This window comes from Intestinimonas sp. UBA1698, from assembly GCF_002320075.1.
GTDB classification, from domain to species: domain Bacteria; phylum Bacillota; class Clostridia; order Oscillospirales; family Oscillospiraceae; genus Intestinimonas; species Intestinimonas massiliensis.
In genome coordinates, this window is record NZ_DCJO01000012.1 from 44,318 (window position 1) to 59,942 (window position 15,625).

Sequence of the window (15,625 nt, forward strand, 5' to 3'; positions counted from 1 at the left end):
TCACAGCTCCTTATACAGGGCGGGCGCGTCGTCCTTGCCCGCGTGCTCGCTGACGGCCAGCACCTCCACCCGGGTCACCCGCTCGCCGAAGCGGAACTCCAGGACATCGCCCACCTTCACATCATAGGAGGCCTTGACGCTTCTGCCGTTGGCGGTCACCCGCTGGCTGTCGCAGGCCTCGTTGGCCACGGTGCGGCGCTTGATGAGCCGGGACACCTTAAGCCATTTATCCAGTCTCATAACCATTCTCCTTGCATTGGATTAAAAAGCGGCCCCGGGGTCCCCCGGAGCCGCCACACTATCGCTTGCTGACCTGATTACTTGGCCACGGCGTCCTTCAGGGCCTTACCGGGCTTGAACACGGGCACCTTGGAGGCGGGGATCTTGATGCTCTCCTTGGTCTTGGGGTTACGGCCGATGCGCTCGGCGCGCTTCTTCACCTCGAAAGCGCCGAAGCCCACCAGCTGCACCTTGTCCTCGTTGGCCAGGCACTCGACAATGGCCTCGATGGCGGCATTGATGGCGCTCTCGGTGTCCTTCTTGGACAGACCAGACTTCTCAGCAGCGGCATTAATCAGTTCAGCCTTATTCATGTGATAGTTCCTCCTAAAAAGATAGTCAGACGGCAACCAGGTCCCCGCCTATATTACTTAAAGCGAAACACGACCGGTCTGGCTTGCTCCCCTCCGCCCGGCGCGGGTCTGCTTTTAAGCCTCATGCTCCTTGGCAGCATCCCATAGCTTGTCCATTTCGGCCAAAGTCATGTGCTCCAAGGCTTGTCCGCGCTCTGCGGCGGACTGCTCCACCTGCCGGAACCGCCGTGCGAACTTGTCGCAGGCCCCGCTCAGGGCGTCCTCCGGGTCCACCTGCACGAAGCGGGAGACGTTGACGGCGGCAAACAGCAAATCGCCCAGCTCCTCCTGGATGTTGGAGCCCTCCGCTACGGCGGTCCTGAGCTCCTCCACCTCCTCGGAGAGCTTGTCCAGCGCACCGGAGACGTCCGGCCAGTCAAAGCCCGCCTTGCGGGCCTTTTTCTGGATCTTCTCCGCCCGCCACAGCCCGGGCAGGCTTCTGGCCACGGAGTCCACGCTGTCAGCGGCGGTCTCCTGATGCTTCTCCTTCCGCTTGAGCTCCTCCCAGTTCTGGAGGACCTCGCCGCTGCCGGAAACCGCCACATCTCCGAACACGTGGGGGTGGCGGTAGATGAGCTTTTTACAGATCCCGTCGGCTACCGCGTCCAGGTCGAAGCGGCCGGCCTCCTGCTCCATCCGGGCGTGAAAAACCACCTGGAGCAGCACATCCCCCAGCTCTTCCCGCAGATGCTCAGGGTCGTCCTCGTCGATGGCCTCAGCGGCCTCGTAGGCCTCCTCCAGGAGGTTACGGCGAATAGAGTGGTGATCCTGTTCCCGGTCCCAAGGGCAGCCCCCGGGCTGGCGCAGGATGCGGACGATCTCCACCAGGTCCCTTACACCGTACGAATTCTTATACTGGAAATCTACCATACTTCTCTACCTTCTGCAAGTTATTTTTTCACAAAAACCCTTAGAGCCGCAAAATTTTCGCAATTTTCTCGCCTTTTGGCATCAGGGACAGGTCATCTTTGGAAATAGCATGCAGCGCCACCACCAAACCAAAGTAGACCGCCACCCCCACGCCGATGGCGCCAAGGGCAGACAGGGTGTTGCCCAGAAAACGGTGGAGCAGGCCGTAGACCGCCCAGACCGCCGCGCCCATGACGGCCGCAGCCACCGTGGGCTTGATGAACACCCGGCTGTAGCTGGGCGCGGCTGGGATAACCCGCTTAATGAGGGCAAGCTCGGCCACGGCCACGATGACATAGCATACCAGGGTGCCCACGGCGGCGCCCACGGCGCCCACGCTGCGCACCATGAAATTGTTTACGATGAGCTTGGCGGCGCAGCCGGCCACCATGATGACGATGGGCAGGTTGACAAAGCCGCTGGCCTGGAGCACCGAGTTGCACACCAGCATGATACACACGAAAATGGAGGCCACGCCCAGCAGCATCATGGACGGGTCGGCAATGGTGTGGTCGGTGCCGGGGTAGAGCAGGTACATGATGGGGCTGGCCAGAGAGAGCAGCCCTATGCCGGCGGGCAGGGCCAGCAGCATACCGATGCGCATGGAGGACTCGGCAATCCGTCCCGCCCCCACGAAGTCCCGGCGGGCCCGGCAGGCGGCGATGGCGGGGACCACGCTGGCCGTGATGGCCACCATGAAGGAGGAGGGCAGATTGTAGATGGTGATGGCCTTTTGATAGGCGCCGTAGGCCGCCACCACCGGGTCGGTGACCCCCGCCTGGTCATACCACTCGGCGGGCTGGGCCTGCAGGATGTCCCGAAGGATGTTCTGCACCTGGGCGGTGTCCAGCCAGGAGGTGATGGGAGTGACGGAGGCGCAGATCGTGATGGGCACGGCGATGACCAGCAGCCGTCTGAGGATGGTGCCGTGGGCCTCCGGCTGGTCGTCCAGCCGCCCGATCTCCCGCCGGCGGCGGCCGATGTGGTCCAGGATCAGGTAGATGAGGCAGATGCCCGCGCCGCTGGTGACACCGAAAATGGCCCCGGCGGCGGAGTCGGAGCTGGCCGCGCCGCGGCTGACCAGCAGCCAGGCCAGGGCCAGGCCGATGACCAGCTTGCCCAGGGCCTCGATAACCTGGGACACGGCGGTAGGGACCATGTTGGAGTGGCCCTGGGCGTAGCCCCGGAAGGTGGACAGTACGCAGACGAAGAAGCAGGCGGGCGCGATGGCCTGGACGGCGTGGACCGCCATGCCGTCACCCTGGAGGTTGGCCAGCGGCTGGGCCAGGATGAACATGACGGCAAAGCTCACCGCGCCCAGGAGGAAGAAGGTGACCAGGGCCACGTTAAACACCCGGTGGACCTGATTCCGCCGGCCCAGAGCGTTGGCCTCGGAGATGGTCTTGGACAGGGCCACGGGCAGGCCCGCGGTGGACACCATCAGCAGCAGGTTGTAGATGACATAGGCGTTGTTGAAATGGCCGAAGCCCTCGTCCCCCAAGATATTGCCCAGGGGAATCTTGTAGATGGCCCCGATGATCTTGACGATGGCGATACCCGCCGCCAGGATGGCGGCTCCGCCGAAGAAGGTGCTCTTTTTTTCTTGTCTAGCCAATGGGCTGCACAGCCTTTCGCATGGATTGGAGCCTTACCCGAACAGCAGGGGCAGGGCATAGTCGCGGATCTCCCGTTTGACCCGGTCCAGGTCAATGGTCAGGAAGGCCCCATTTTGGTATATGACCCGGCCCCGCGCCATATTCATGCACACATCAGCGCCGTGGGCGGCGTAGACCAGGTTCTCCACCGTGTCGTGGCAGGGGATGAGGTTGGGCCGGTCAAAGTCCACCAGGATGAGGTCGGCGGTATAGCCGGGAGCCACCCGTCCGGCCTTGCGGCCCAGGGCCCGGGCACCGTTGACCGTGGCGGTCTCCAGGGCGTCCCAGGCGGTGACCGCCATGGGGTCGTGCTCGGCGCCGCAGGTGAGGATGGCCGCCAGCTTCATGTCGGCGAACAGGTCGGTGGAATTGTTGGAGGACACCCCGTCGGTGCCCAGGGCCACGTTGACCCCGGCCTGCCGCAGTCCCTTCAGCGGGGCGATGCCGGAGCCCAGCTTCAGGTTGGACATGGGGTTGGTGACGGCGCTGACCCCGTTTCTGGCCAGGATGGCCCAGTCATCCGGCGTGGTCCAGACACAGTGGGCGGCGATGGCCCGCACGGCGAAGACGCCGTACTGCTCAAAGAGGGCGGCGGGGGTGCGCCCATGGCGGGCGACGCAGCCGTCGTGCTCGCTCTTGGTCTCCGACAGGTGGACGTGCATCCCCAGTCCGTGGTCGGCGGCATACCGGGCCATCCACTCCCACAGGGGGGCGTGAGAGGTGTACTCCCCGTGGATGGAGCCGTCGATGGCGATCTGCCCTTCGCCTGCGCCGTGCCAGCGCTCCGTGAGCTGCCGCTGAACGACGCAGTCGTGGTGGGTCTCCGGGTCAAAGCCGTCGGTGAACTGGGTGGCGCCGCAGCAGATGTTGGCCGAAATCCCGGCGGAGAGCACCTCCTGGATGATGGCCTCGTTGTTCATATACATGTCGGCGATGCAGGTGACGCCGGAGGCGATCATTTCCGCCAGGCCCAGGGCGGTGGCGGCCCGGATGGCCCGGTCGTCCCATTTGGCCTCGGTGGGGAAGATATACTGGTGCAGCCAGGTGTGCAGGTCGCACCCGCCGCCGTAGCCCCGCATCAGGGTCATGGGCACGTGGGTGTGGGCGTTGACGAAGCCGGGCATCAGCACCTTGCCGGCGCCGTCGATGACCTGGTCGAAGGGCCCGGCGGGCCGCTTCGTCCCCACATAGGAGATCTGGCTCCCCTCCACCGCCACAAAGGCGTTGGGCAGCACCGTCCGGCTCTCGTCCAGGAGGACGGCGGTGACGTTCTGAATGAGAATGGACATGGCGTTCTCCTTACGACAGCTTTTTCAGGCAGGCCAGCACCAGCCGTGAGAACTTCTCCTTGCAGGCCTCGGCGGCGTCCAGCACCTCCTGCTCGCTGAGGGGCTGGTCCAGGATGCCGGCGGCCATGTTGGAGCACAGGGTGAAGCCCAGCACCTGCATCCCGCAGTGCCCGGCCACGATGACCTCGGGGGCGGTGGACATGCCCACGGCGTCGGCTCCGGCGATGCGGGCGAAGCGCACCTCGGCAGGCGTCTCGTACTGGGGCCCCGGGAAGTACATGTAGACGCCCTCCTTCAGGTCGATGCCCAGCTCCCCGGCGCTCTGCCGGGCCAGATCCTGCAAGGCGGGGGTATACAGGTGGGAGGAGTCGGGGAAGCGTACCCCGAACTCGGGCAGGTTCTCGCCCCGCAGAGGGGACTCCATGAAGATCTTGATCTGGTCGGTGATGAGCATCAGGTCACCGGCCTGCCAGGCGGTGTTGACGCAGCCGGCGGCGTTGGTGACGATCAGGGTGTCGCAGCCCAGCAGCCGCAGCACCCGCACGGCGTAGGACACCTCTTCGTAGGAGTAGCCCTCGTAATGGTGCATCCGGCCCTGCATCACGGCCACCGGCCGGCCCTCCAGGGTGCCGAACACCAGCTGGCCCTTGTGGCCGGGGGCGGTGGAGGCCTTAAAGTGGGGGATGTCGCGGTAGGACACGCAGACGGGGTCCTCCACCACGTCGCCCAGGAAGCCCAGGCCGGAGCCCAGGATCATGGCCACCTTGGGGCAAAACGCGCCGATCCGCCTGCGGATGGAGTCGGCGCTCTCCTTGTACTGGTCAAAGGTGTAGGTCATTGCAGAGCCCTCCTTTGTATGGCTTTTATTGTTTTGGGTCAATCAAAGGCATTTTACACCACAGGAAGGCAAAAAGCAAGGAAAGCGGCCCTTTCTCCTCGCCAGGCCGTGGATTTTGGCCGGGACGGCCGCGTCCCGCTCCCCTTCGGCGCAAAGAAACGGCCCGCGGACGCATCGCCCGCAGGCCGTTTCTTCCCGACCGTTCAGCCGTTCGGGGCGGCAAAGGAATTGCCCTCGAAGGTGCAGTTCTCCACCGCCAGGGCCAGATTTCCGGCGCTGGTGTCCGAAAAGTTCGCCAGCGCATTGTCCTCGAACCGGCAGCCGCGCACGGCCACGGCGTCGCAGTTCGAGAGGGACAGCAGATAGGAGCCTCCGTCCGCATTGCTGCCATTGTTCCGGACCACGGTGTCGGAGAGGGTGACGCCGCTGGAGCTGGTCAGGCCGAAGAGGGACCAGGCCATGTTGTCGTAGACCTCGCAGCCGTCGAAGGTGACCGTCTGACTGTTCAGGATAGTGGCCGCGCCGTAGGAGCAGTGGTAGATGGCGCTCTTCTCCACCAGCAGGCCGGTGACCCCCTCCGACTCCACGCCGTAGGTGCCGCAGCCGAAGAGTCCGCAGCCGGTGACCCGGACGCCGCCGCAGTCGGTGAAATTGAGCACCGACCCCAGGCAGGAGCCGGTGGGCGTGTGGCCGATGGTCAGCCCGTCCAGCACCAGGTCGCTGCAGCCCTGGAAATGGAAGACATCGGCATAGCGTGGGGTGGCCAGCAGCTCGACCTGGTCCCGGTCCTGCCCGCGGATGGTCAGTCCGGACACGTTCACCACGTTGAGCTGCGGCCCGTCGAACTCCTGATACCAGACCACATACGGGTTGTCGGTCTTGCCCGCCAGCTCCGTCAGGTCGTAGTCGCCGGGGGCCAGGATGATCTCGGTGTCCGGGGCGATGGCGGCGACCAGCTCGGCCGCCGTGGCGGCCTGCACGGTATTCTTCCGGGGCGTGTCGGCGGCGGGGATGGAGTCGGCGGCGGGGCCGCGTGCCGTGGTCACCGTGGCCAGGTTGGTTTCGGCGTCGTAGCCCACAGTGAGGCCGTAGGCCTCGGCCAGGGCGCGCAGGGGCGCGTAGGTGGTGCCGTTGTAGGAGAAGACCGGCACGTCGTTTCCGTTGACGTCCTTGGGCTGGAAGAGCTGGCCGTCCACCTGGATGCGGACCGGGTCCACCTCCAAGGTGAGCCGACCGGACGCGGCCAGGGCCGAGGCCCCCAGGGAGAGGACCAGCATGGCGGTCAGCACGCCGGCCAGGAACGGTGGAATTTGTTTTTTCATCCGATGCTGCCTTCTTTCTGTTCAAAAAGCGTGCGGCGCGCAAACGGCCGCGCCGCACGCCGCTATTTTTAGACGCGGTAGCGCTTCTGTGGAACGTAGGTGCAGTGGAGGAGCTCGTGGGCCTTGTGGGAGCCGGGCTCGCCCAGGTAGTCCTTGTAGATGGTCTGGACGAAGGGGTTCTCATGGCTCTTGCGGAAGATCATGGTCTCATCCTGCTGATAGAGGGCGGCGGCCCGCAGGCCCTTGATGTCGGTGAAGGAGCGCACGTCGGCGGGCTGGAGAGGCTGGCCGCCGCCGTTGATGCACCCGCCGGGGCAGGCCATGAACTCCACAAAATCGTAGTCCAGCTCGCCGGACTTGAGGCCGTCCAGCACCTGCTTGGCGTTGTGCAGGCCGGAGGCCACGCACACTTTTACCGTCTTGCCGGGCAGGTCGTAGATGGCCTCCTTGATGCCGGCCATGCCGCGGACCTCGTGGAACTCCAGCGGCTTCATCTCGCCCCCGGTGACGATCTCCACCACGGTGCGCAGGGCGGCTTCCATCACGCCGCCGGTGGCGCCGAAGATGACCGCCGCGCCGGTGGACACGCCCAGCATCTGGTCAAACTGTCCCTCCGGCAGGTGGTCGAAGAGGATGCCCGCCCGCTGGATCATCCGGGCCAGCTCGCGGGTGGTCAGGGACACGTCCACCGGCATGCAGCCATTGGCCATGCGCTGCTCTTCCCGCTGGACCTCGTACTTCTTGGCGGTGCAGGGCATGATGGACACCACAAAGATGTCCTTGGGGTCGATGCCGGTCTTCTCGGCGTAATAGCTCTTCACCAGGGAGCCGAACATCTGCTGAGGGGACTTGCAGGAGGACACGTTGTCCAGCATCTCGGGGTAGTGCTGCTCACAGTAGCGAATCCAGCCGGGGGAGCAGGAGGTGATGAGGGGCAGCTTGCCGCCCTCCTGGATGCGGTGGAGGAACTCGGTGCCCTCCTCCATGATGGTGAAGTCGGCGGCGTTGTCCACGTCAAAGACCTTGTCGAAGCCCAGGCGGCGCAGGGCGGTGACCATCTTGCCCTCCACGTTGGTGCCGATGGGCATGCCGAAGCACTCGCCCAGCGTGACGCGGACGGAGGGGGCGGGGCCCACCACCACGTGCTTGGTGGGGTCGTTGAGGGCCTCCCACACCTTGGGGGTGTCGTCCTTCTCCTGGAGGGCGCCCGTGGGGCAGGCCACGATGCACTGGCCGCAGGAGACGCAGTCCACCTCGGCCAGGTCCCGGTCGAAGGCGCAGCCGATGTGGGTGGCGAAGCCGCGGTCGTTGGGGCCGATGACCCCCACCTCCTGGTACTTCCGGCACACGGCGGTGCAGCGGCGGCACAGGACGCACTTGGAGTTGTCCCGGATCAGGTGGGCAGCGGAGTCCTCGATCTGAGGCGGGAGCTGGTCGTTGGCGTAGCGCACGGCGTCGATGCCCAGCTCGGCGGCCAGCTCACGCAGCTCGCAGTGGGCGTTCCGGGCGCAGGTCAGGCAGTCCATCCGGTGGTTGGACAAAATCAGCTCCAGGGTGAGCTGGCGGGAATGGCGCACCTTCTCGGTGTTGGTGTAGACCTCCATGCCCTCGCTGACCGGGTACACGCAGGAGGCCACCAGGCTTTTGGCCCCCTTCACCTCCACCACGCAGATGCGGCAGGCGCCGATCTCGTTGACGTCCTTCAGGAAGCAGAGGGAGGGGATCTTGATACCGGCGTTCCGGGCCGCCTCCAGCACGCTGGTGCCCTCGGGCACCGTGACCGAAATGTCGTTGATCTTCAGATTGACCATTTTCTTGTCCATGTTCTTCTCCCCTCCTTAATGCTTGGAAATGGCGTCGAAGCGGCAGTTGTCCATACAGGTGCCGCACTTGATGCACTTTTCCTGGTCGATGACATGGGGAGCCCGGACCACGCCCGAGATGGCGTCGGTGGGGCAGTTCTTGGCGCACAGGGTGCAGCCCTTACACTTGACCGGGTCGATGACGTAGTGGACCAGGCTCTTGCACACCCCGGCGGGGCAGCGCTTCTCCACCACGTGGGCAATATACTCGTCCCGGAAGTGGTGCAGGGTGGACAGCACCGGGTTGGGGGCCGTCTGGCCCAGACCGCACAGGGCGCTGGCCTTGATGTGGTTGCACAGCTCCTCGATGGTGGTCAGATCCTCCAGCGTGCCCTTGCCCTCGGTAATCTTGGTCAGCAGGTCGTACAGCCGCTTGGTGCCGATCCGGCAGGGGGAGCACTTGCCGCAGGACTCGTCAATGATGAATTCCAGGAAGAACTTGGCGATGTCCACCATGCAGTTGTCCTCATCCATGACGATGAGGCCGCCGGAGCCCATCATAGAGCCGATGGCGCCCAGGGAGTCGTAGTCCATGGGGGTGTCGATGAGGTTGGCGGGGATGCAGCCGCCGGAGGGGCCGCCGGTCTGGGCGGCCTTGAACTTCTTGCCGTTGGGGCAGCCGCCGCCGATCTCCTCGATGACGGTGCGCAGGGGGGTGCCCATGGGGATCTCCACCAGGCCGGTGTTGGTGATCTTACCGCCCAGGGCGAAGACCTTGGTGCCCGTGCTCCCCTTGGTGCCGATGGCGGCGAACTTGTCGGCGCCATCGTTCAGAATCCAAGTGATGTTGGCGTAGGTCTCCACGTTGTTGAGCAGAGTGGGCCGCTGGAACAGGCCCTTGTTGGCCGGGAAGGGGGGCCGGGGCCGGGGCTCGCCGCGCTTGCCCTCGATGGAGGTCATCAGGGCCGTCTCCTCACCGCAGACGAAGGCGCCCGCGCCCAGGCGCAGCTCCAGGTCGAAATCAAAGCCCGTTTCAAAGATGTTCTTGCCCAGAAGGCCGTACTCCTTGGCCTGCCCAATGGCGATCTCCAGCCGTTTGACCGCGATGGGGTACTCCGCCCGGACGTAGATGTAGCCCTGATGGGCGCCGATGGCATAGCCGGCGATGGTCATGGCCTCGATGACGCTGTGGGGGTCGCCCTCCAGCACGGACCGGTCCATGAAGGCACCGGGGTCGCCCTCGTCGGCGTTGCAGCAGACGAACTTCACGCCGTCGGGGGCGGTGGCGTCGTGGGTGAACTGCCACTTCATGCCGGTGGGGAAGCCCGCGCCGCCGCGGCCCCGCAGGCCGGACAGCTTGATCTGGTCGATGACCTGCTGGGGGGTCTGCTCGGTGAGGGCCCGTCCCAGAGCGGTGTAGCCGCCAGTGCCGATGTACTCGTCAATGTTCTCGGGGTTGATGACGCCGCAGTTGCGCAGAGCGATGCGGAGCTGCTTTTTGTAGAACTGGGTGTCGCTGAGGCTGGTCACCTTCTCGGCGGCGTCGCCCTCCTTGTGCAGCAGCCGCTGCACGATGCGGCCCTTGACGATGTGCTCGCTGACGATCTCTGCCACGTCGGGCACCGTCACGTGGGTGTAAAAGGCCCCCTCGGGGTAGACCAGCACCACAGGCCCCATGGCGCACAGGCCAAAGCAGCCGGTCTTGACCACCCGCACCTCCTGATCCATGCCCTGGGCCTTCAGCTCCTGCTCAAAGGCCTCGATGATGGCCGGACTGTTGGAGGAGGAACAGCCTGTGCCGGTACATACCAGGATATGGGAACGTACAAAGTTCATGTCCACTACCTCCCCTTATTCCGCCGCGCCAATGGTGTACTCGGTCACGACGTTGTGATTGACCAGATGCTCGGTGACAATGCGGGGCACCATCTCCGGCTTCAGCTTCACGTAGGTCACCTTCTCCTCCCCGGGCACGTACACCTCCGCGATGGGCTCCAGGCGGCACACGCCGATGCACCCCGTCTGGGTCACCGTCACGTTCTTCAGTTCCCGCTTGGCCACCTCTTCCAAAAAGGCGGCCAGCACCGGCCGGGCCCCCGCGGCGATCCCACAGGTGGCCATGCCCACCACCACCCGGATGTTGTCCTCGTTGTTCTCCCGCACGTCCATCTGCTTTTGCATCTTCTCACGGATGGCCTTCAGTTCTTCCAGGCTCTTCAAATCAAATTCACTCCTTTAAGCATACCGGGACGGCGCCGCCGCCCGGGTTTGATTCTCTCCTTATGTGATCTCCGCTTCGTTTTCCGCCACGAAGTCCCGCACCCACATGGCCACATCCGGGGAGCTCAGGGGCACGTCCGGCCCCAGGATCTCCCGCACCTGCCGGGTGTCGAACCGGAAGCCGCCCTTCGGCGTGCTTCTGGTATAGGTGATCTCCAGGCCCTCCGGCGCACCCTGGACCAGCAGAGAGACGGTCCCCGGCATGTCCCCCAGCGGGGGGCAGTCGATGCTGGCAGTGTCGAACGCCGCCGTGACGGTGGTGCCCTCCCCCAGCCGGCTGTCCACCTTCATCTGCCCGCCGGTCTGCTCCGCCGCCAGCCGCAGCAGGGGCAGACCCAGCCCCACCTTGCGGGTGGTGCGGGTGGTGGTGAAGGGGTCGGTGACGGTGGCCAAAAACTCCGGCGACATCCCCCGGCCGTCGTCGGCCACGGTGATGGTCAGCCAGCCGTTTTCCTCCGCCAGCGTCAGGTCTAGGGCGCGGGCCCCCGCGGAAATCGAATTCTGGGCAATGTCCAGAATATGTAGCGACAGCTCCTTCACGGACCGGCGCTCCTCACTCGTATTTGTCCAGGATCGCCCCCACCTGATCGGGGGTAAGCCGGCCATACACGTCGTTATTGATCATGATGACGGGAGCCAATCCGCAGGCGCCCACGCAGCGGCAGGCGTCCAGAGAGAATTTCCCGTCCGGAGTGATGCCGCCAGGCTTGATGCCCAGCTTTTTCTCCACAGCCGTCAGCACGTCGGAAGCCCCCTTGACATAGCAGGCGGTGCCCAGGCAGACGGAAATCTGGTATTTCCCCTTGGGATTCAGCGTGAATTGTGCATAGAACGAAGCCACTCCATAGACTTCGGTCAGAGGGATATCCAGGCCCTCGGCCACCATGATCTGGACCTCCTCGGGCAAATAGCCGAAGATCTCCTGCGCGGCCTGGAGCACCGGCATGGTGGCGCCGGGCTGTCCCCTGTGCGCGGCAATCACCTGCTGCAGCCGTTCCTCCTGCTCCTTTGTTCCAGCATACGGAACAACCGTTTTGCAATTTGGCATTTTGCGTTCCTCCTTACTTACCGAATGGCATTTCAAAGCTCGCTGAGATACATTTTAGCGCGTTATCCTGGGAGATACAAGGCAGTCAGACGACAGTTTGTCTAACTTTTTTCGGCATAATGCCCTTTATTCGTTCCCATAGACAGAATTACGTTCTATTTTTCACCTCCATAAAGCAGCCAATCCAAGACTGCCCGCGGAGTCCATTCGGGCAGGTACAGGTATTGGCTGGCATCTGCAATCTGATCCAGGTAGTGGGCGTCGGAGCCGGTGATGGTCCGCACCCCGGCCAGATCGGGCCGGCCCGCCGCAAAATCCGGCGGGCAATGACGGGACAGCTCGGCCAGTGGGAAGCCCAGCGCGGGGTCCCAAAAGCCCAGGTTGGAAAGCAAAGCAAACGAAGGGCGGTCGATGTGGGCCGGATAGGCCACGCCGCCGAAGCGGGCCGCCAGCTCCCGGACCTCGTAGACGCCGATGGAGGAGGCTCCGGCCAGCATCCGCCTCTCTTCCCCCAGCACGTTGTCGTCGGCGTCCATATAGATCTGGGGGCCAAAGATATCCCGGTCGTTCTCCAGGGGGGGCAGCCGATCGTAGACCATCCGGCTGAAGGCGTCCGCCGCCGCCAGGTCTGGCAGGAGGCAGACCACGTGGACCTCCTCGGCAGTACACAGCTCCATACCGGGCAGTCCCAGCAGGCCATAGGCCTGACACGCCTGACAGAAGGCCGCGCAGTTGCCGCAGGTGTTGTGGTCGGTGAGGGCGGCCACGTCGAGCCCCGCCAGCTTGCACAGACCGGCGATGGTGGCGGGGGTCATGGCGCCGTCCCCGCAGGGGGACAGGCAGGAGTGGAAATGCAGGTCGAAGGCCGCTTTCATGGCCGGTATCCCCTTTCTCTCCCGCTTTGGGCGGAGGGAGCTGGCCGGTCAGAGCAGTTGCTTCAGCGCGGCCGCGGTATCATAGGTGGACAGCTCGGTGCCCATCAGGTTGATGTCCTGCTGCTGGGCCCGCTGGCGCAGGGCCTCGTCGGGAACCACCCCTTCGGTGAGAATTACGCAGGACACCTCGGCCATCAGCGCCACGGCGGCCACGTTTTGATTGGACATAATGGTAATCCAGGCGTTTCCCGCCTGTGCGCGGCCCATGACCCAGCTCAGCAGGTCGCCCACATACCCGCCGGTGACCTCGCGCTCGGGCTGGGGCAGGGTGAATTCCGTCAGGGCCAGCACATGAGACAGTTCCTTGACCGTCATGATAAGGTTCCTCCTTCTTCCGTATGCGGTTTCTTAGGTGGGATGCTCTGGGGCAGCTTCCGTTTCCGGAAGGGCGCGGGCAGGTATTCGTCGGCGTCTCCGGTACCCGCCATGTACTGCATCCGCTCCCGGACCTTGAAGATGCAGTCCTCCTCGCTGGCCCGGCCCAGGACCACATCCTCGGCCAGGGCGTGGCAGGAGGGCGCCCCGCAGGAGCCGCAATCCAGGCCCGGCAAGGCCCGGTAGAGCGCGTCGATCTTCATCAGCTTTTCCATGGCAAGGCTCCGGTCCTCGTCCAGCAGGAAGGCGGGGACATACTGAAGCTCCTTGTCGAAGCAGACCAGGTCCCGGTCCTCCCCCTTCAGATTGAAGCGGTTGCGGGAGACCGGCAGGCCCTTCATCAGATTTTTGATACGCATCCGGGCGCCGTAAGGATTCTCCACCGTCAGGCAGCCCCCCACGCAGCCCTGGACGCAGGCGGACAGCTCGATGAAGTCGGCCTCGGGAAGCCGGCCGTCCTCGATCTCCTCCAGCATGCGGATGCAGTTGCCGATGCCGTCCACGGCCAGGTAGCTCTCCCCCAGCCGGGCGGCGGACTCGCCGCCGCAGTAGGCCCAGCCCACGCCCATGATGCCCGCCGAGGACAAGCTCTCCAGCTCCTGGAGCTCCTTCATGGGGCCCAGCAGCCGCAGGTAGATGTCCCGGATGGCGAAGGCCCCATCCAGCACCGGCTTGGCCAGGGTCTCGGGGTGGTGGGCGGCGGTGACCTGGGAGGAGCAGGGCACGATACCGAACACGCCGATCTGCTCCGGGGGCAGCCCGGTTCGGGCCGCAGCCTCCTTCCGGGCCAGAATGGCGGCCAGCTCCATGGGAGTGATGGTGGAGGTGACGTTGGGGATGAGCTTGGGGAAGCGCATCCGGATGAGGCGCAGAATGGTAGGACAGGCGGAGGAGATCTGGGGCATGACCCGCTTCTCCCCGCTGCTGATGTGCTGCCGGGCGTAGTCAGAGAGGATCTCCGCCGCCTTGGCCGTCTCATACACAGCCTGAAAGCCGATCTTCAGCAGGCCGTTGAGCACGATGTCGATGTCATCCAGGTGCTGAAACTGGCCATAGAGGGCGGGGTCCGGCAGCGCCACCCGGTACTGGAACGGGTCCAGCGCAGACAGGTTGTCGCTGACCGAGCGGATGGCCTTGTGGGGGCAGACCTGGATGCACTTGCCGCAGTCAATACAGCGTTCATTGAGGATCTTGGCCTTGCCGCTGCGGACCCGGATGGCCTCTGTGGGGCAGTTTTTGATGCAGGTGGTGCATCCGCGGCAGCGTTTGTACTCCAATATGACGGAATGCTTCATCATAGGGCGGTACACCTCCATTGGTTTTCGATTCAGCCGGATGGGCGCGGCGCACAGCGGCCCGCGTCCGTCGGATCAGATCCTGATTTTCATGGTCACGGTGGTGCCCACTCCGACGGTGGTGTCGATGCGCATCTCGTCGGAGTAGCGCTTCATATTGGGCAGGCCCATGCCCGCCCCGAAGCCCAGATCCCGGGCCACATCGCCCGCGGTGGTAAAGCCCTCCTCCATGGCCTGGTTCACGTCGGGAATGCCGGGGCCGTGGTCGATGAGGCGCAGCGTGATGGCGTCCATCCCCACGTCCACCTCCACCCGGCCGCCGTTGGCGTGGATGACCATGTTGATCTCGCCCTCATACATGCAGATGGAGGCTCGTCGGATGGCCTCGGCCGGCAGTCCCAGCTTTTTCAACGTCATCTTCATTTTGCTGGAGGCCTCTCCGGCCTGGATCAGGTCTCCGCCGTCCACCTGATACGTCAGTTTGATCTCTCCCATGGTCCCTACTCCCCCGCTAAGCCCGTCGTATACAGCAGGCCGCAGGCGATGAACATGGGCTTTTCCGAGGTCATCACCACGATGTCGCGCTCCCGCGCCATCTCCAAAATGGTCTCGTCAGGCACCTTGCCCCGGACAAAGACAATGCACTTCATATCCATCATCTCGGCGGTGCGCACCACCTGGGGGTTGACCATGCCCGTGAGCAGCAGGGCCTGATCCTTCACATAGGCCAGCACGTCGCTCATAAAGTCGCTGGCACAGGCGGCATGGGCCTCCCAGTCCAGATTCTCCTCGCCGCAGAGCACTTTCGCATCCAAAATCCTTCTGATTTCCCTCAGATACATAGATGTTCCCCCTTGGCGGAGCCGGGACCGGTCCGGTCTCGCCGGGTCTCCGCATGATACCAGTGATACTTCGCTACATATTTTAGCACAGCCTAAGAGAAATGGGAATGTCTTTTTTGTGCTACCCGCCAAACTTTCACAAAGAACGACTTCGGCCGCCCGCCGTTTTTGTCTTACCCTCTCATTGACGGGTCCCCCTTCCTTCTATATAATTAAATTTAACACAGTAAAGCGTTTGATGCTTTGCTGAATTTGCAAGGAGGCTAGCCAACTATGGGAAACGATCGAGTGTACAACTTCTCCGCAGGCCCGTCCATGCTTCCCCTGGAAGTGCTCGAAAGAGCGGGGGCCGAAATCACCAACTATCAGGGTTCCGGCATGTCAGTCATGGAGATGAGTCACC

17 protein-coding genes and 1 pseudogene are annotated in these 15,625 nt (G+C 64.1%); 1 reads left to right on the plus strand and 17 read right to left on the minus strand.

The genetic code is table 11. The features are described 5' to 3' along the window. The 17 genes from B3H64_RS02495 to B3H64_RS02575 all read right to left on the minus strand — a co-directional run bounded on the left by B3H64_RS02495 (position 1) and on the right by B3H64_RS02575 (position 15,222). Positions 1-240, minus strand: coding sequence for an RNA-binding S4 domain-containing protein (locus B3H64_RS02495; protein ID WP_050619356.1), 240 nt, complete (start codon positions 238-240; stop codon positions 1-3). Between the two features lie 77 nt (positions 241-317). Then, complete coding sequence (locus B3H64_RS02500) at positions 318-593, minus strand: HU family DNA-binding protein (protein WP_050619357.1); 276 nt, start codon at positions 591-593, stop codon at positions 318-320. A gap of 114 nt (positions 594-707) precedes the next feature. Beyond that, on the minus strand, positions 708-1,502 hold the full coding sequence (mazG, locus tag B3H64_RS02505; protein WP_050619358.1) for a nucleoside triphosphate pyrophosphohydrolase: 795 nt from the start codon (positions 1,500-1,502) through the stop codon (positions 708-710). Between the two features lie 40 nt (positions 1,503-1,542). Then, on the minus strand, positions 1,543-3,156 hold the full coding sequence (locus tag B3H64_RS02510; RefSeq protein ID WP_286732679.1) for a putative polysaccharide biosynthesis protein: 1,614 nt from the start codon (positions 3,154-3,156) through the stop codon (positions 1,543-1,545). A 33-nt stretch (positions 3,157-3,189) separates the two neighbouring features. After that, positions 3,190-4,485, minus strand: coding sequence for an amidohydrolase (locus B3H64_RS02515; RefSeq protein WP_286732682.1), 1,296 nt, complete (start codon positions 4,483-4,485; stop codon positions 3,190-3,192). Between the two features lie 10 nt (positions 4,486-4,495). Then, positions 4,496-5,323: a purine-nucleoside phosphorylase gene (locus tag B3H64_RS02520; RefSeq protein WP_238074721.1), complete on the minus strand. Its 828-nt coding sequence runs from the start codon at positions 5,321-5,323 to the stop codon at positions 4,496-4,498. 203 nt (positions 5,324-5,526) lie between these two features. After that, positions 5,527-6,645, minus strand: a complete 1,119-nt coding sequence (locus B3H64_RS02525; RefSeq protein ID WP_286732685.1) for a right-handed parallel beta-helix repeat-containing protein — start codon at positions 6,643-6,645, stop codon at positions 5,527-5,529. A 68-nt stretch (positions 6,646-6,713) separates the two neighbouring features. Continuing rightward, complete coding sequence (locus B3H64_RS02530) at positions 6,714-8,468, minus strand: NADH-dependent [FeFe] hydrogenase, group A6 (protein ID WP_050619363.1); 1,755 nt, start codon at positions 8,466-8,468, stop codon at positions 6,714-6,716. A 15-nt stretch (positions 8,469-8,483) separates the two neighbouring features. Then, a complete protein-coding gene (locus tag B3H64_RS02535; RefSeq protein ID WP_286732688.1) occupies positions 8,484-10,283 on the minus strand; it encodes an NADH-quinone oxidoreductase subunit NuoF in 1,800 nt (599 codons plus the stop codon). 15 nt (positions 10,284-10,298) lie between these two features. Then, positions 10,299-10,667, minus strand: a complete 369-nt coding sequence (locus B3H64_RS02540) for a (2Fe-2S) ferredoxin domain-containing protein (RefSeq protein WP_094762524.1) — start codon at positions 10,665-10,667, stop codon at positions 10,299-10,301. Between the two features lie 60 nt (positions 10,668-10,727). Further along, positions 10,728-11,267, minus strand: a complete 540-nt coding sequence (locus B3H64_RS02545; RefSeq protein WP_050619365.1) for an ATP-binding protein — start codon at positions 11,265-11,267, stop codon at positions 10,728-10,730. Between the two features lie 13 nt (positions 11,268-11,280). Then, positions 11,281-11,775, minus strand: coding sequence for an NADH-quinone oxidoreductase subunit NuoE (gene nuoE / locus B3H64_RS02550; protein ID WP_050619366.1), 495 nt, complete (start codon positions 11,773-11,775; stop codon positions 11,281-11,283). Between the two features lie 155 nt (positions 11,776-11,930). Beyond that, positions 11,931-12,650 (minus strand): PHP domain-containing protein, encoded by a 720-nt coding sequence (locus B3H64_RS02555; protein ID WP_154666711.1) that lies wholly within the window; start codon positions 12,648-12,650, stop codon positions 11,931-11,933. 48 nt (positions 12,651-12,698) lie between these two features. Next, the gene (locus tag B3H64_RS02560) at positions 12,699-13,025 is read right to left on the minus strand and encodes a DRTGG domain-containing protein (RefSeq protein WP_050619367.1); all 327 of its coding nucleotides are present in this window, start codon (positions 13,023-13,025) and stop codon (positions 12,699-12,701) included. Next, complete coding sequence (locus B3H64_RS02565; RefSeq protein WP_278893820.1) at positions 13,022-14,383, minus strand: [Fe-Fe] hydrogenase large subunit C-terminal domain-containing protein; 1,362 nt, start codon at positions 14,381-14,383, stop codon at positions 13,022-13,024. The genes B3H64_RS02560 and B3H64_RS02565 overlap by 4 nt, the downstream gene beginning before the upstream one ends. A 72-nt stretch (positions 14,384-14,455) precedes the next feature. Continuing rightward, complete coding sequence (locus B3H64_RS02570) at positions 14,456-14,875, minus strand: ATP-binding protein (RefSeq protein WP_286732697.1); 420 nt, start codon at positions 14,873-14,875, stop codon at positions 14,456-14,458. Between the two features lie 5 nt (positions 14,876-14,880). Then, positions 14,881-15,222 (minus strand): DRTGG domain-containing protein, encoded by a 342-nt coding sequence (locus B3H64_RS02575; RefSeq protein WP_050619370.1) that lies wholly within the window; start codon positions 15,220-15,222, stop codon positions 14,881-14,883. Between the two features lie 273 nt (positions 15,223-15,495). On the opposite strand from B3H64_RS02575, the pseudogene B3H64_RS02580 reads away from it, so the two are divergent. Further along, positions 15,496-15,625 (plus strand): annotated as a pseudogene (locus tag B3H64_RS02580) (3-phosphoserine/phosphohydroxythreonine aminotransferase); the annotation flags it as partial.

Excerpts from the sequence above, each read along its gene's own strand:
- B3H64_RS02495 (WP_050619356.1), bottom strand. The coding sequence starts at position 240 with ATGAGACTGGATAAATGGCTTAAGGTGTCCCGGCTCATCAAGCGCCGC.
- B3H64_RS02500 (WP_050619357.1), bottom strand. The coding sequence starts at position 593 with ATGAATAAGGCTGAACTGATTAATGCCGCTGCTGAGAAGTCTGGTCTG.
- mazG (WP_050619358.1), bottom strand. The coding sequence starts at position 1,502 with ATGGTAGATTTCCAGTATAAGAATTCGTACGGTGTAAGGGACCTGGTG.
- B3H64_RS02515 (WP_286732682.1), bottom strand. The coding sequence starts at position 4,485 with ATGTCCATTCTCATTCAGAACGTCACCGCCGTCCTCCTGGACGAGAGC.
- B3H64_RS02520 (WP_238074721.1), bottom strand. The coding sequence starts at position 5,323 with ATGACCTACACCTTTGACCAGTACAAGGAGAGCGCCGACTCCATCCGC.
- B3H64_RS02525 (WP_286732685.1), bottom strand. The coding sequence starts at position 6,645 with ATGAAAAAACAAATTCCACCGTTCCTGGCCGGCGTGCTGACCGCCATG.
- B3H64_RS02530 (WP_050619363.1), bottom strand. The coding sequence starts at position 8,468 with ATGGACAAGAAAATGGTCAATCTGAAGATCAACGACATTTCGGTCACG.
- B3H64_RS02535 (WP_286732688.1), bottom strand. The coding sequence starts at position 10,283 with ATGAACTTTGTACGTTCCCATATCCTGGTATGTACCGGCACAGGCTGT.
- nuoE (WP_050619366.1), bottom strand. The coding sequence starts at position 11,775 with ATGCCAAATTGCAAAACGGTTGTTCCGTATGCTGGAACAAAGGAGCAG.
- B3H64_RS02555 (WP_154666711.1), bottom strand. The coding sequence starts at position 12,650 with ATGAAAGCGGCCTTCGACCTGCATTTCCACTCCTGCCTGTCCCCCTGC.
- B3H64_RS02560 (WP_050619367.1), bottom strand. The coding sequence starts at position 13,025 with ATGACGGTCAAGGAACTGTCTCATGTGCTGGCCCTGACGGAATTCACC.
- B3H64_RS02565 (WP_278893820.1), bottom strand. The coding sequence starts at position 14,383 with ATGATGAAGCATTCCGTCATATTGGAGTACAAACGCTGCCGCGGATGC.
- B3H64_RS02570 (WP_286732697.1), bottom strand. The coding sequence starts at position 14,875 with ATGGGAGAGATCAAACTGACGTATCAGGTGGACGGCGGAGACCTGATC.
- B3H64_RS02575 (WP_050619370.1), bottom strand. The coding sequence starts at position 15,222 with ATGTATCTGAGGGAAATCAGAAGGATTTTGGATGCGAAAGTGCTCTGC.